The organism is Streptomyces sp. NPDC003077, from assembly GCF_040611095.1.
Taxonomy (GTDB): domain Bacteria; phylum Actinomycetota; class Actinomycetes; order Streptomycetales; family Streptomycetaceae; genus Streptomyces.
The window spans coordinates 110503-124871 of the sequence record NZ_JBEXNM010000014.1 but is presented as its reverse complement, the minus strand read 5'-3'; the positions used below and the strand labels follow the sequence as shown (position 1 = coordinate 124871).

Annotated in this window: 11 protein-coding genes; 6 read left to right on the top strand and 5 right to left on the bottom strand. The window is 72.8% G+C overall.

What is annotated here, in order from left to right; all coding sequences use genetic code 11:
- On the top strand, positions 1-456 hold the full coding sequence (locus ABZX96_RS12925) for a helix-turn-helix domain-containing protein (protein WP_355542401.1): 456 nt from the start codon (positions 1-3) through the stop codon (positions 454-456).
- Positions 457-570: 114 nt separating this feature from the next.
- Here the strand turns inward: ABZX96_RS12925 and ABZX96_RS12920 are convergent, their stop codons facing one another.
- Together ABZX96_RS12920 and ABZX96_RS12915 are read right to left on the bottom strand one after the other, a co-directional pair.
- Positions 571-975, bottom strand: a complete 405-nt coding sequence (locus ABZX96_RS12920; RefSeq protein WP_355542398.1) for a PPOX class F420-dependent oxidoreductase — start codon at positions 973-975, stop codon at positions 571-573.
- A 24-nt stretch (positions 976-999) separates the two neighbouring features.
- Positions 1000-1575, bottom strand: a complete 576-nt coding sequence (locus tag ABZX96_RS12915) for a Uma2 family endonuclease (RefSeq protein WP_355542395.1) — start codon at positions 1573-1575, stop codon at positions 1000-1002.
- Between the two features lie 315 nt (positions 1576-1890).
- Here ABZX96_RS12915 and clpB point away from each other — a divergent pair, with 315 nt between their 5' ends.
- Positions 1891-4521 carry an ATP-dependent chaperone ClpB gene (clpB, locus tag ABZX96_RS12910; RefSeq protein ID WP_355542392.1) on the top strand — a complete coding sequence of 877 codons (2631 nt, stop codon included), beginning with the start codon at positions 1891-1893 and terminating at the stop codon, positions 4519-4521.
- A 271-nt stretch (positions 4522-4792) separates the two neighbouring features.
- A complete protein-coding gene (locus tag ABZX96_RS12905; protein ID WP_355542389.1) occupies positions 4793-5329 on the top strand; it encodes a YbjN domain-containing protein in 537 nt (178 codons plus the stop codon).
- A gap of 264 nt (positions 5330-5593) precedes the next feature.
- On the opposite strand, the gene ABZX96_RS12900 is transcribed toward ABZX96_RS12905, so the two are convergent.
- On the bottom strand, positions 5594-7123 hold the full coding sequence (locus tag ABZX96_RS12900; protein ID WP_355542386.1) for a glycosyltransferase family 39 protein: 1530 nt from the start codon (positions 7121-7123) through the stop codon (positions 5594-5596).
- Between the two features lie 429 nt (positions 7124-7552).
- The gene (locus tag ABZX96_RS12895) at positions 7553-8086 is read right to left on the bottom strand and encodes a VOC family protein (RefSeq protein ID WP_355542383.1); all 534 of its coding nucleotides are present in this window, start codon (positions 8084-8086) and stop codon (positions 7553-7555) included.
- Between the two features lie 838 nt (positions 8087-8924).
- Here ABZX96_RS12895 and ABZX96_RS12890 point away from each other — a divergent pair.
- Entirely contained in the window at positions 8925-9164 is a 240-nt protein-coding gene (locus tag ABZX96_RS12890) for a hypothetical protein (protein ID WP_355542380.1), read from the top strand.
- 147 nt (positions 9165-9311) lie between these two features.
- On the opposite strand, the gene ABZX96_RS12885 is transcribed toward ABZX96_RS12890, so the two are convergent.
- Positions 9312-10535, bottom strand: coding sequence for a pyridoxal phosphate-dependent aminotransferase (locus ABZX96_RS12885; RefSeq protein WP_355542377.1), 1224 nt, complete (start codon positions 10533-10535; stop codon positions 9312-9314).
- Between the two features lie 1174 nt (positions 10536-11709).
- Here ABZX96_RS12885 and ABZX96_RS12880 point away from each other — a divergent pair.
- Both ABZX96_RS12880 and ABZX96_RS12875 read left to right on the top strand, forming a co-directional pair.
- Positions 11710-12228: a DUF2617 family protein gene (locus ABZX96_RS12880; RefSeq protein ID WP_355542374.1), complete on the top strand. Its 519-nt coding sequence runs from the start codon at positions 11710-11712 to the stop codon at positions 12226-12228.
- Positions 12229-12501: 273 nt separating this feature from the next.
- On the top strand, positions 12502-14280 hold the full coding sequence (locus ABZX96_RS12875; RefSeq protein ID WP_355542504.1) for a spermidine synthase: 1779 nt from the start codon (positions 12502-12504) through the stop codon (positions 14278-14280).
- Positions 14281-14369 lie beyond the last annotated feature (89 nt).

Below are 14369 nucleotides of genomic sequence, written 5' to 3'. Positions count from 1 at the left end.
ATGGAGAGCCGGGGCGGGCGCAGTCGTAACCCCTATGAACTGACCGAAGAGTCGCCGGTGTACGTCATCTCCGTCGCGGCCCAGCTCTCCGGACTGCACCCGCAGACGCTGCGGCAGTACGACCGCCTCGGCCTGGTCTCCCCGGACCGGACGGCCGGACGCGGCCGTCGCTACTCGGCCCGTGACATCGAACTCCTGCGGGAGGTCCAGCGGCTGTCGCAGGACGAGGGCATCAACCTCGCCGGCATCAAGCGCATCATCGAGCTGGAGAACCAGGTCGCCGCGCTGCGCCAGCGCGTCGCCGAACTCCAGCACGCGGTCGAGGGCGCCGCCGCTGCCATGCAGCAGCGCGAGGCCCAGGTGCACGCGTCCTATCGGCGGGATCTCGTCCCGTACGAGGACGTGCAGCAGGCGAGCGCGTTGGTGGTGTGGCGGCCCAAGCGGGCGACGGACTGAGGTCGGTCTGTTTGTGTGGCCAGGGCTCGTTGCCTCCTTCGGGAGGTGACGGGCCCTTGTCGCGTTCGCTGACGGGTCGGGTGCGGGCGTGAGCTTTCGTCGCCGCGGTCTCGGTCAGGCGCGGCCGAGTGCCTTGGTGACGGTGATCTCGATGAGGACGCGTTCCGGGTTGGGGCGGGGGGTGCGCTCGTAGCGCACCGCGTAGCGCCGTTCCGCGTCGGCGACGGCGTCCGCGTCCGTACGGACCCGCGCCACGCCCTCCAGCGTCGCCCACCGCTTCCCGGCCACCTGGCAGAGCGCGACCCGTGCGCCGTCCGGACCGGCGGCCAGGACGTTCGACGCCTTCTTGCTGCCCTTGCTGGTGATCACCCGCGCGATCCGCTGGCCAGCGTCGAACGTGACCCCGACGGGCGTGACGTGCGGCGAGCCGTCGGGGCGCGGGGTGGTCAGGGTCGCGACGTGGCGCTCGGCCCAGAAGGCGAGGTAGTCGGGGCCGAGGGCGTCGAGGTCGTGGGCCATGGGGGAAGGGTAATCGGGCCCCGGTCAGAGGAAATCGGAGGTGTCGAGCTCGAAGCCGAAGGGGTCGGGGAGGGGGAGGGGTTTGCCGAAGGACACGGTGGTGCGGTCCACGTAGTCGCCGTGGGAAGGCTCGCTGAACAGGGTGGACGTGGCGTTGTCGCGGTCGATGAGGAGGTAGAGGGGGATGTCCGCCCGAGCGTAGGAACGGCGTTTCTGGTCCCGGTCCTTGTGGCCGCGCGTGGAGGTGACCTCGGTGACCATGGCGATGCCGTCGCAGGCCATACGGTGTGAGGCTCCCCGGAACAGCCGCAATTCCCGTGGGGCGAAGGTGATGTCGGGAATCAGGTACTCATCCAGCGCCTCGGGCCCTCCCGGGACGACCAATCCCGAGTTCCCCGACTGTTGCATCGGTGTGCGCGAGCGTACGTACACCTGGCTGACGATGATGTCGATGGCGTCCTGGTGATCGCCGTCCGGAGCCGGTGACACGACGAATTCCCCCTCGATCAGCTCGGCCCGGGACCCTTTCGGGGTCTCCATGGCGAACAGTTGCTCCAGGAGGGTCTCGCTGTTGCCGTTGGACGTTGGCGCTTCTGCCATGACCGTCATGCTGCACCTCCTCGTTGTTGATGGCCAGCCTGACGCGTCAGTGCCGTCTTCGAGCGCTTCTTCGCCCCGCTTCACCCCTACGAGAAGATGATCACCAAAGGTTGACGATCACATCGGCCGATATGAACGAGGCCACGGTGCCGCAGGGCGTCCCCGGCTCGTCCCCACTCCCCGCCCCATTCCATCCTTGAGTGGAATAGACTCAACTTATCGCACGTTGGCACAGGCAGGACCGCCGGGTTTGCCGGATTTGGTGGCGGAGTACGGGAGTACTCGGACGCAGAGCACGAGGAGGAGCGGGAGAACGTGGACGCCGAGCTGACCAACAAGAGCCGGGAGGCGCTGAGCGCCGCCAACGAGCGGGCGGTGACCTCGGGGCACGCGGACATGACGTCCGCGCACCTGCTGCTCGCCCTGCTCGCCGGGCAGGACAACGAGAACATCATGGATCTGCTGGCGGCCGTCGAGGCGGACGCCGCCGCGCTGCGTTCGGGGGCCGAGCGGCAGCTCGCGGCGCTGCCCAGCGCCCAGGGGTCCACGGTCGCCCCGCCGCAGCCCGACCGCGACCTGCTGGCCGTGATCGCGGACGCGTCGCAGCGGGCCAAGGAGCTGGGCGACGCCTACATTTCCACCGAGCACCTTCTGATCGGCATCGCCGCCAAGGGCGGCCGGACCGGGGAGCTGCTGGACGATCAGGGCGCGTCCGCCAAGAAGCTGCTGGACGCGTTCGAGAAGAACAGGAACGGGCAACGAGTGACCACGCCGGACCCGGAAGGCACGTACAAGGCGCTGGAGAAGTTCGGCACGGACTTCACGGCCGCGGCGCGCGAGGGCAAGCTCGACCCGGTCATCGGCCGGGACCAGGAGATCCGCCGCGTGGTGCAGGTGCTCTCGCGGCGGACGAAGAACAACCCGGTGCTCATCGGCGAGCCCGGCGTCGGCAAGACCGCCGTCGTGGAGGGGCTGGCCCAGCGCATAGTGAAGGGTGACGTCCCCGAGTCGCTGCGCAACAAGCGGCTGGTGGCGCTGGATCTCGGCGCGATGGTGGCCGGGGCCAAGTACCGCGGCGAGTTCGAGGAGCGGCTGAAGACCGTCCTGGCCGAGATCAAGTCCAGCGACGGGCAGATCATCACGTTCATCGACGAGCTCCACACGGTCGTCGGCACCGGCGCCGGCGGCGACTCGGCGATGGACGCGGGCAACATGCTCAAGCCCATGCTGGCCCGCGGCGAGCTGCGGATGGTCGGCGCGACGACGCTGGACGAGTACCGCGAGCGCATCGAGAAGGACCCGGCGCTGGAGCGGCGCTTCCAGCAGGTGCTGGTCGCCGAGCCGAGCGTGGAGGACACCGTCGCCATCCTGCGCGGCCTCAAGGGCCGGTACGAGGCGCACCACAAGGTGCAGATCGCCGACTCCGCCCTGGTCGCCGCGGCGACCCTCTCCGACCGCTACATCACCTCGCGGTTCCTGCCGGACAAGGCCATCGACCTGGTGGACGAGGCCGCGTCCCGGCTCCGTATGGAGATCGACTCCTCGCCCGTGGAGATCGACGAGCTCCAGCGCGCGGTGGACCGGCTCAAGATGGAGGAGCTGGCGCTGCGCAACGAGACCGACGCCGGTTCCGTCCAGCGGCTGGAGAAGCTGCGCAAGGACCTCGCCGACAAGGAGGAGGAGCTGCGCGGCCTGACCGCCCGCTGGGAGAAGGAGAAGCAGGGCCTCAACCGCGTCGGCGAGCTCAAGGAGAAGCTGGACGACCTGCGCGGCCAGGCCGAGCGCGCCCAGCGCGACGGCGACTTCGACACCGCCTCCAAGCTGCTCTACGGGGAGATCCCCGGCCTGGAACGGGAGCTGGAGGAGGCCGCCCGGGTGGAGGCCGAGCAGGAGGCGTCCAAGGAGTCCATGGTCAAGGAGGAGGTCGGCCCGGACGACATCGCGGACGTGGTGGGCTCCTGGACCGGCATCCCGGCGGGCCGCCTGCTGGAGGGCGAGACGCAGAAGCTGCTGCGGATGGAGGACGAGCTCGGCAAGCGGCTGATCGGGCAGGCCGAGGCGGTGCGCGCGGTCTCCGACGCCGTACGCCGCAGCCGGGCCGGGATCGCCGACCCGGACCGCCCCACCGGATCGTTCCTCTTCCTCGGCCCGACCGGCGTCGGCAAGACCGAGCTGGCCAAGGCGCTCGCGGACTTCCTCTTCGACGACGAGCGGGCGATGGTCCGCATCGACATGAGCGAGTACGGCGAGAAGCACAGTGTGGCCCGGCTCGTCGGCGCGCCCCCCGGGTACGTCGGTTACGAGGAGGGCGGCCAGCTCACGGAGGCGGTGCGCCGCCGCCCGTACAGCGTGGTCCTGCTGGACGAGGTGGAGAAGGCGCACCACGACGTCTTCGACGTCCTCCTTCAGGTGCTGGACGACGGGCGGCTGACGGACGGCCAGGGCCGGACGGTGGACTTCCGCAACACCCTCCTCATCCTGACCTCCAACCTCGGCTCCACCTTCCTGATGGATCCGCTCCTGAAGGAGGACCAGAAGAAGGACAAGGTGCTGGAGACCGTCCGCACCTCCTTCCGTCCGGAATTCCTCAACCGGCTGGACGACCTGGTGGTCTTCCACCCGCTGGGCACCGACCAGCTCCAGCGCATCGCGCGCATCCAGATCGACCACCTCCAGCGCCGTCTGGCCGACCGCCGCCTGACGCTGGATGTCACGGACCGCGCGCTGACCTGGCTGGCCTGGCTCGGGCAGGAGCCGGTCATCGACCGCCCGCAGGGCGCCCCCGACCTGTCGTACGGGGCCCGGCCGCTGCGCCGCCTGGTCCAGACGGCCATCGGCGACCAGCTCGCCCGCGCGATCCTGTCGGGCGAGGTCCTGGACGGGGACACCGTGCGGGTGGACGTGAGCGAGGACGGCGAGCGGCTGACGGTGGAGGGGAAGCGCTGAGGCGGTGAGGGAGGGGGTGGGCCCCGCGTGAGGGGGCCGCTCCGGCCCTCGGGGCGGGACCTGTTCCGGATCTCGGGGCGGGCCCGCTCCGGCTCTCGGGGCGGGGGCTGTTCCGGCGGGGGTCCCGTGTGCGCGGGCCGGTTCCGGTACCGGCCTTGGCCCCCGTGGCGGGCCGTTCGTACCGACACCGCGGCTTCGGCGGCGCACGGGGTTGCCAGGACGGGGCGGGGATGGTGGAGGATGGCGGGGACCATACGAAGGGAATTCCACGGTGAGCATCGACCCGTCCTCGATTCCGAATTTCGGGGGCCAGCCCGAACCCCAGCCGTCGGGGCCTGATGGTCCCGTCGTGCCCGACCAGGACCTGGTCAAGCAGCTCCTGGACCAGATGGAGCTGAAGTACGTCGTCGACGAGGAGGGAGACCTCGCCGCGCCGTGGGAGCAGTTCCGCACGTACTTCATGTTCCGCGGTGAGGAAGAGCAGCAGATCTTCTCCGTCCGCACCTTCTACGACCGCCCGCACGGCATCGACGACAAGCCGAAGCTGCTGGAGGCGATCGACGACTGGAACCGCCGCACCCTGTGGCCGAAGGTCTACACCCACACCCACGACGACGGCACCGTCCGTCTGATCGGTGAGGGTTCGATGCTGATCGGTACCGGCGTCGCGCTGGAGCACTTCGTTTCGAGCACGGTCAGCTGGGTCCGCGCGTCGATCGAGTTCGACCGGTGGATGGCCGAGCAGCTCGGCCTGGAGGTCGAGGGCGAGGGCGACTCCGACGAGAAGCCGGGCGACGACCAGGCGTGAGCCCGGGGCCGACCGGTACCCCAGGCGGTACGCCAGGGTGCCGACCGGCCATCGGGCGACGGGCCCCCGGGAGAGCGTGTTCCGCTCCCCGGGGGCCCGTTTGCGCGCCGGTGCGCGAGGGCGTGCGCCGCTGCTTCGGTAGGGCGTGCGCCGTAGCTTCGACAGGGCGTGCGCTCCGGCTCGTAGGGGGCTGCGCGAGCTCCGGCCCTCCGGCTCGTAACGCCGTACGTGGACCCGGTCCGTGACCTCGCGCGTACGTCCGGCTCACAAGGGAACGGACGAGACGGTGAGCAGGTAGAGCCCGTAGCCCAGGGACAGCGCGGCCAGCGCGCCCCCGGTCACCATGACCGTGCGTCGGTGGGCTCTCGTCAGCGTCACCGCGACGGGGAGCAGCAGCGGGAAGGCCGGGACCAGGAACCGGGGTTTGGACGCGAAGAACTCCGTGCCGCCCAGCGCCATGACCAGCAGCGCCCCGCTGTAGACGAGCAGCGCCGGCGGCGGCCGGTCGAGCACCAGCAGCGCGAACAACAGCAGGGCCGCCGCGCAGATCGCCACGACCATGTAATGGGCCAGCACGTCCTTGTGCAGCACCAGGTGCTTGACGGACCGCAGGGCGTCCACGCCGAAGTCGAAACGGGACCCCCAGCGCGCCTGCACCCGGAAGTATCCGAGCGGCCCTTCGCCGGTACACCGGCCGACCCACAGGGTGTAGCCGAGCCATCCGACGGGCGCCAGCAGCGCCGCGACCAGGACGCGGGCGGGGGACGGCGGCGCGCCGGACGGCCGTCGCGCGCGGGGGCGCGGAGGCACTTCGCGGGGCGGGGAATCCGTACGGAGGGCCGCCCCGCGGAGACCGGATGCGGAATCCGCCGTGCGGAAGGTGGGCGCCGGGCCGGGCCTCGTGTCCGTGCGGAGGGTGGGCGCCGGACCGGGCCTCGTGTCCGTACGGAGGGTGGGCGCCGGGCCGGATCCGGTATCGCGCCTTCGCACCCACGCCCATCGGTCAGGCCGTACCGTCCCCCGCCACAGTTCGACGGCCGCCGCCGCCATCACCGCCGCCGCGACGGCCAGGGCGCTGGGGCGGGCGAGGCCGGCGAGCGCGGCCAGCGCGCCGGCGACCAGCCAGCGCCGGGTGAGCAGGGCGTACAGCGACCAGGCGCCGAGCGCGGTGAGCAGGTTCTCGGTGTAGCTCAGCGATTGGACGACTGCCTGCGGCAGCAGGGCCCACAGCGCCACCAGGATCGTCGCGGTGCGCCGTCCGCGCAGGTGCGCGCCGACCGCGAAGATCCCCCAGGCCGCCACGGCCGCCGCCATCCAGGAGACGAGCAGCCCCGCGTCGACGCCCCGCAGCGGCAGCACCCGCGTCACGGCCCGGACGAGCCAGGGATAGAGCGGGAAGAAGGCCAGGTCCGCGTCGGGTATGCGGGGCCACGCCGGGGCCGGGGCGCCGTAGCCGTGCCGCATGATGCTCAGGTACCAGCGGGAGTCCCAGGACGTCCCCAGGAGGTTGCGGGGATGGCGCCCGATGCGCCAGGCCCACAACGTCGTGCACAGCACGCCGGCGCACCGGACGGCCACGAACAGCGCGAGAGCGGGCGCAGCGCCGCGCAGGGCCGCGCGCAGACGGCCACACGCGCCGCGTATCGAACCGGGCGCGCTCCCCGCGCCCGGCCTTCCGGCCTTCGCCCCGGATGCGCCAGCCGTCCCAGTCGTCCCGGTCACGCCAGTCGTTCCGGTCGTCCCGGTCGCGCCGGTCGCCCCGGTCGCGGCGTCGACGGTCTCGGCGGCGGACACGGGCACCTCCGGTACGGGCGGCAGCGGGTACCGGAACCGCGCCCGGAGGCGCCCCGGCACCCACGACTTTGGGCGGCCGACGCGCCGCCCGCGACCGGCGGACGGCCGACCGGGTGGCCCGCGCGGCCATCGGTTCGGGGCCTGGGCAACGGCCATCGGCCCAGGGCAGCGGCCACCGGTCCTGAGCCGGGAGCGGGCAACGTCCGCGACCGTCGGCCCGGAGCCGGGGAACGGGCAACGTCCACAGCCACCGGCCCGAGATCGGAGCAACGGCCACCGTTCCCGAGCCGGAAGCGGGCACCATCCACAGCCACCGGCCCGGAGCCGGGGATCGGGCACCGTCCGCAGCCACCCGCCCCGAACTGGGGCAGAGCCCCCCACCCACGGCCACCGACCCGGACACGAAGCGCCACCCACCACCCGCACCCCTCAGTGCCGGAAGCCGTCCCCCGGTCGCCACCGGCGCAGTTCCGTCCGCTGCTCGTACGGCATCGGGTCGGGGTGGCTCAGCAACTCGATGGTGCTGCCCCAGGGCGTACGGCAGTAGGTGAAGACGTTGCGCGGCGCGGACTCGGGGCCGGGGAGGGGCTGCGGCTCGGCCAGTACCGTGCCGCCCGCCGCGCGGACCGCCGCGCACGCCGCCGGAACGTCGTCCACGTACAGGGCGAGGTGCTGCCACCCGACGTCGCACGGGAGCGCCGGTTCGCGCTGCCGCGGCCCCCGGAACTCGAACAGCTCCACGCCGGGCCCGCCCGGCAGCCGCAGCATCCGGATGGCCACTTCCTCCGTCCCCTCCGGGACGCCCAGTCGCGCGGTGGTCTCCGGGCCGCCCTTGGGCCCCTGCCCGCGCGGCAGCGTGTCGTAGAGCACCTGGGCGTCCAGCGCGCGGACCAGGAAGTCCGTGGCGGCGTCGAGGTCCGGCACGGTGACGCCGACGTGGTCGATTCCCCGGGTCACGGGCATGGTCGACTCCTTCCCACGCCCAGGATGACCGAAGGCCCGCGCCCCGGCCTCCGGGCGGGCGCCCGCGTGGCCCGCGCACCGGAGCGGCGGCCCGTCAGCCGCACGCCGAAGCGCAGGGTGCGGAGGTCCCTCACGGCAGTCGCCCGTCCTCGCGAGCGGGTCCACGGCGGTCCCGTCCGCAGGGCGACGCGTCATCTACCCAAAGTAGTGATCTCGTCCGTTGTTTGACGGCGGCCCAGCGAGGTAGCCCGATGGCAGTGAGCACCTCGAACGACAACGGCACCTACGGTCGGCGGACCGGCGCGCGACGGGTGGCCGCACGGTATGCGGACTCCCTGGCGCGCCGCTTCCGCGCGTCCGCACTCGCCCGCGCGCCCATCGCCGCCTCCCGGACGTCTTCGGACGAGGCCGGATGCCCGTACGGCGTCCGCGTCCCCCGGCACAAAGACGCGGGCACACGGGCCCGCGACCTCCCCACCGTCCCCGCGCGAAAGGGCCGCGCCCGGCGGGCCCGCGTGGGAAACCGGGCGTGCGCCGGCAGCGGGGCGCGCGGTCGCGGCATGGCGGGGCCGCTGAGGGAAATACTGGGTCCGCGACCGTCGTGCACCGCCGCCACGGACGGCCCGCGGCGCCGGGCCGGACACGCCGCACGGGGCCCGCGGCGGGCGCCGTCCGCCGCGGGGAGCGCGGCGGCCTTCCCCAGGGCGGGCGGTTCCGGCAGGACGGACGGTCCCGGAGCGAGCCGGGGCGACCGGCTCGGGGGGCCGGGTGGCGCGGCGCTCCAGAGCATCAACCGTCGGTCCCGAGCCGTCATCTCGGGAGTGAGAGGAGCCGTGAAGTGAGTCCGCGTGCGGAGGAGTCGCCGGGGCTCGTGGTCGGGAAGTGCGCCCGGGACACGAAGCGCGATCGCGTCGGTGAAGTGATGGACGTGTCCGGTTCCCGCGTCTGGCTGCGGCCGGTCGGCGGCGGCCGGGAGTGGGAGGCGGAACGGGCGGCGGTGGAACCGCTGACCCCGAGAGAGGCGCTGAGCGTCAAGGTGGCGGAGGCCAACGCCGCACACCGCTGGGAGGCGCGGTGAGCGGCGCGGCGGTCGCGGGCCGGGCGCACTGAGGGGGCCGCACCGCGGCACAGCCTCGCGCCCGTCGGCGTGCAAAAGGGCCACGCCGCCAGAGCCATGGCTTCCCCGGCCCGCTTCCCCGGCCCGCTTCCCCGGCTTGGCGAACGGTCACTCCGCCAGGGCCTTGAGGCGGCTCACCGCCTCCTCCAGGACCGTCGTCCGCTTGCAGAAGGCGAACCGTACGAACGGGGCGCCCTGGTCCTGGTGGTCGTAGAAGACGGCGTTGGGGATGGCCACGACGCCGACCCGCTCGGGGAGCGCCCGGCAGAAGGCGAATCCGTCGCCGCCGTGGGAGGTCGCGTCGCCCAGGGGCCGGATGTCGGTGGTGACGAAGTACGTGCCGGCCGGCCGGAAGACGCGGAAACCGGCCCCGGCCAGGCCGTCCGCCAGCAGGTCGCGTTTGGCCCGCAGGTCCTCGCGGAGGGCCGTGAAGTAGCTGTCGGGGAGGGCGAGCGCCTCGGCGACCGCGTACTGGAACGGCCCGGACGACACGTAGGTGAGGAACTGCTTGGCGGAGCGGACGGCGCTCAGCAACTCCGGTGCGGCGGTGACCCATCCGACCTTCCAGCCGGTGAAGGAGAACGTCTTGCCCGCCGACCCGATGGTGACCGTGCGCTCCCGCATCCCCGGGAACGAGGCGAGCGGGATGTGCTCGCCCTCGAAGACCAGGTGCTCGTACACCTCGTCGGTGACGACCAGGAGGTCGCGTTCGACGGCGAGGCGGGCGACGGCGGCGAGTTCGTCGTGGCTCAGGACGGTGCCGGTGGGGTTGTGCGGGGTGTTGAGGAGGATGAGGCGGGTCCGGTCGGTGACGGCGTCGTGCAGTTCGTCCAGGTCGAGGACGTAGGCGCTGTCCCCGGCGCCGTCCACGCCGCCGTTCTCGTCCGCCGGGCGCAGGGTGACGGGGACGCGGGTGCCGCCCGCCATCGCCACGCACGCCGCGTACGAGTCGTAGTACGGCTCCAGGGCGATCACTTCGTCCCCCGGCTCCACCAGCGCGAGCAGGGAGGCGGCGATCGCCTCCGTCGCGCCGGCGGTGACCAGGACCTCGGTGTCGGGGTCGTAGGAGAGCCCGCGGTGGCCGTAGAAGCGGTGCTGGTGGTCGGCGACGGCGGTGCGCAGTTCGGGGATGCCCGGGCCCGGCGGGTACTGGTTGCCCCGGCCGTCGCGCAGCGCGCGCACCGCGGCCTCCCGGACCTCCTCGGGGCCGTCGGTGTCGGGGAACCCCTGACCCAGGTTGATGGAGCCCGTGCGAACGGCGAGCGCGGACATCTCGGCGAAGATCGTGGTACCGAACTCGGCGAGGCGGCGGTTGAGCGGCGGTCGTCCCATGGGCGCCATCCTGCGCCGAACCTCTGGACTTCCTCAACTGTGCTTTGGGCTCAGCGGACCGGGGGCATCACGACCGCACGGTGACACGGCCACGTGCACCGGAGCGATGGGGGCCTGCGGGGGGCTTCCGTGTGGCGTCATCCGGAGCGGATGCGCTTCGGGGGAACGGGAGGAGAGGGCTGTGATGGGTTTCGTGTTCTTCGTGGTCATCTGCGTGGTGGTGGCGAGCCTTGTGTCCGCGGCCGTCCGCAACGATTCCGTGAGCCGGCGCCGGTCCCGCAGCCGGAAGAGCCGCGGGGGTGAAAGCCCGGGTTGGTGGGCGTCCGGGGGCGGAGGGGGCAGCCATCACCACCACGGGGGGAGCGGGTGCGGGGGCGGGTCGTCCTGCGGGAGCTCGTCCTGCGGCGGGGGCTCGTCGTGCGGGGGCGGCGGCGGTGGTGGTGGAGGCGGGGGTGGCTGCGGCGGTTCCTGAACCGGGGCGGGGGCGGAACGGCGGGGGAGCCTGAAGGACGTACGCGCGGGCGGGCCGGTGGCGAAGTCCCCGGCGAGGCGCGTGGTGAGGGCGGCGGGGAGCCCGAAGGGCGTACGCGCGGACGGGGGCGTCCGGGGTGACTGGGGCGCTGGGGTGACCGGGGAGCCGGAGGTGGCCGGGCGGTCGGTGGCAGGTGGGCGGCGGACGCCCGTGACGAGGCCCGGGCCGGAGCCCGTGTCGATACCTGTGCCGATACCTGTGCCGGGACCCGTTTCGGAAACGATGGCTTCCGAAACGCGTCCCGGCATATGCGCGGACGGTATACGTCGGAACGGTAAATCATGCGGTCCGCCAACGTCGGTGTCGTCCGCCGGAATTGGGTTTCCTTTTTGGTGGCGGGCAACCGCTCCCAAATACACATGCGCGCGGCTCATGCTTGATTGCATATGCGGCTGGTGGTGCCAACGTGCGCTGGGCGTGGGGTTGTTGAACAACTGAACTGAGTGGCCCTCTGAGGGATGGAAACCCGTCGAAGATGGGTAAAAACGCTGTGAGCCACGCGGGTTTCATGATTCCCTCTCTCTCAGGAGAATTCCAGTTCTCACCCCCACGTGGGCACGATTCGGCAGACAGTCGTTATCCCTGAACCTCTTCCCGGGGCGGGCCGGCCCACCAACCACTGCGTGCTTGCGGAGCCGATCCATGCTCACCACCCTGAAGACGGCCTATACCGACACCCGTGCCACCGATCTGGCCTGGGCGTTGGGCCGGGAGCCGCTCCCCGCCCTCGCCGTGCTGAATCTCGAACTGGACGGGGCGGAGGTGCAGTTGAGGCTTTTGGGGGCCTCCCACCAGGTGCTGCTGGAGGAGGAGCGCGGCACGTGCTCGGAGACGGTCGCCTGCATGCAGGACAGCAGCACACCGCTCCCTTTGGGGGTGGCGAAACGCATCGGCGACTGGGAGTACGAATTCGCCGCTCACGTGGAGACGCTGTCCCGAGGGTCGTTCGTCGGGCGGGCGCAGGAGCTGCTCGCCCTCGTCGCCGAACATCCACACGGGCTTGCCGGAACGTTCCCTGGATCGCCGCACGCCTTCACGGCCATGCTGGCGCAGCGCGAACGCGGCCAGGTGCGCTGGCGGACGTGGCACGCGTACCCGCAGGAAGGGCGCCTGGTGGCGACCCGCACGCGGGTGGGGGTGCGGGCGGTGGCGGCCTTGTAGAGGCGTTGGGGTCGGCGGGGCCGGCCCGGACGGCGGCCGTGGGCGAGTGCTGAGCGGTGGCGGCCGGGTGCTGCCGATTTGTCGGCGTCGCGGGGTGTGCGGGCGCCGATCGGATTCCTCGCCCGCCGCCCGGCCGTGCTTCAAGGCGCCCGTGTGCGCGTCGCACGGAACCCGTGTGGGTGACAGAAGGCCACGGAAAGGTAACGTAGCGTTCGCGCAGTGACCGACCCGCCAGAACCCGTCCCCTCCGGCGCTCCCGGGCCTTTGGAGGTCATGGCGTCGGCACGGCTGCCCGTACCGGCCGGGATCGGTCGTCTGCTCATCCTCCTCGTCGTCTTCGTCTGCGCCGCCTGCGGCCTGGTGTACGAACTCGAACTGGTCGCCCTGTCCGCCTACTTGGTCGGGGACTCCGTCACGCAGGCGTCCGTGGTCCTGTCGGTCATGGTCTTCGCGATGGGAGTCGGCTCGCTGCTCGCCAAGCGGCTGCGGTGCCGGGCCGCCGTCGGGTTCGGGGTGATCGAAGCGCTGCTGGCCCTGGTCGGTGGCGGTTCGGCGATGGCCTTGTACGCGTGTTTCGGCTGGTGGGGGGAGTCGCGGTCGGCGCTCGTGGGCTTCTCGCTGGCGATAGGGGTGCTGATCGGGGCCGAGGTGCCGCTGCTGATGACGCTCATCCAGCGGGTCCGGCGGCAGGACGCGGGCGGGGCGGTGGCCGACCTCTTCGCCGCCGACTACGTCGGCGCGCTGGTCGGCGGGCTGGCCTTCCCCTTCCTCCTCCTGCCGGTGCTCGGGCAGTTGACGGGCACGCTGCTGACCGGGTCGGTCAACGTGGTGGCGGGTGGCGCGCTGGTGCTGTGGCTGTTCGGCGGCGACCTGACCGTCCGGTCCCGGTGGGTGCTGGTCGTGGCCAACGCGATGGTGCTCGTCCTGCTCGCCGCCGGGGCGGTGCTGGCGACGCCGTTCGAGCGGGCCGTGCGGGAAGCGGTGTACGGGGCCCAGGCCCGGGTCGCGGTGCGCAGCGACGTACAGGAAGTGGTCATAACCGGGGACGCGAAGGGGCAGGGGCCGGCCTGGGGTTCTGCTGGGCGGGCGGGCGTGGGTGCCGGGGCGCGCCGGGTGCGGGGGCCGCGCGCGGAAACGGGGTGGGGGCAGGGGCACGTGCGTCCGCTGGCCCTGTATCTGGACGGGCGGCTGCGGGTGAGCGCGGACAGCGAGTACCGCTACCACGAGGCGCTGGTGCACCCCGCCATGGCGGCCGGGCCGCGCGGCAGGGTGCTGGTGCTGGGCGGCGGGGACGGGCTGGCCACCCGCGAGGTGCTGCGCTGCCGGGGGGTGCGCTCGGTGACGGTCGTGGAGATCGATCCGGACGTGGTGCGGCTGGCGCGTACGGACCCGGGACTGTCCGCCCTCAACCGCCACGCGTTCGCCGACCCCAGGGTGCGGGTGGCGACCGCCGACGCCTTCGACTGGCTGCGCGAGCGGGCGCGGCGCGGCGGTGGCGGCCCGTACGACGTGGTGATCTCCGATCTCCCCGACCCCGGGATCTCGGTGAGTACCAAGCTGTACTCCCAGGAGTTCTACGGCTTGGTCCGGCGGGCGCTGGCGCCGGGTGGCCGCCTGGTGGTGCACGCCGGGCCGCCGCTGCTCCGGCCGCGCTCGTTCGGGACGGTCGTCGCCACGCTCCGGTCCGTGGGGCTGGGCACGGTGGCGTACGGGGTCCCCGGCCGGCGGCCGGACTTCTCGGGCGGGCCGGACCGCTCCGCCCGGGCGGGGGCGGAGGCGGGGGACGAAGCCGAGCCGGACGGGGACGCCGGGCGGGCCGGTTTCCCGTCGCCGGGCGGCGGTGCGTACGCGGACCGGCCCGGGGAGCGGTACGCGTACTGGGGGTTCGTCCTGGCCGGGCGGGGGGCGCCGCGGTTGGCGCTGGCGCCCGACGCCCCGGCGCTGCGGTCCCTCACGCCCGCCTCGCTGCGGGCCGCGGGGGAGCTGCTCGCGCGTCTGCAGACGGGCTCGCCGCTGCCGTCGACGCTGGTGCACCCGCGCTATGGGGAGTGAGTGGCGCTGGGGCGAGCGGGTGGCGCTGGGGCGAGCGAGTGGCGCTGGGGCGAGCGAGTGGCGGGGCGGGAATCGCGGGTCGAGGCGGT

Excerpts from the sequence above, each read along its gene's own strand:
- ABZX96_RS12925 (WP_355542401.1), top strand. The coding sequence starts at position 1 with ATGGAGAGCCGGGGCGGGCGCAGTCGTAACCCCTATGAACTGACCGAA.
- ABZX96_RS12920 (WP_355542398.1), bottom strand. The coding sequence starts at position 975 with ATGGCCCACGACCTCGACGCCCTCGGCCCCGACTACCTCGCCTTCTGG.
- ABZX96_RS12915 (WP_355542395.1), bottom strand. The coding sequence starts at position 1,575 with ATGGCAGAAGCGCCAACGTCCAACGGCAACAGCGAGACCCTCCTGGAG.
- ABZX96_RS12895 (WP_355542383.1), bottom strand. The coding sequence starts at position 8,086 with ATGCCCGTGACCCGGGGAATCGACCACGTCGGCGTCACCGTGCCGGAC.
- ABZX96_RS12885 (WP_355542377.1), bottom strand. The coding sequence starts at position 10,535 with ATGGGACGACCGCCGCTCAACCGCCGCCTCGCCGAGTTCGGTACCACG.
- ABZX96_RS12880 (WP_355542374.1), top strand. The coding sequence starts at position 11,710 with ATGCTCACCACCCTGAAGACGGCCTATACCGACACCCGTGCCACCGAT.
- ABZX96_RS12875 (WP_355542504.1), top strand. The coding sequence starts at position 12,502 with ATGGCGTCGGCACGGCTGCCCGTACCGGCCGGGATCGGTCGTCTGCTC.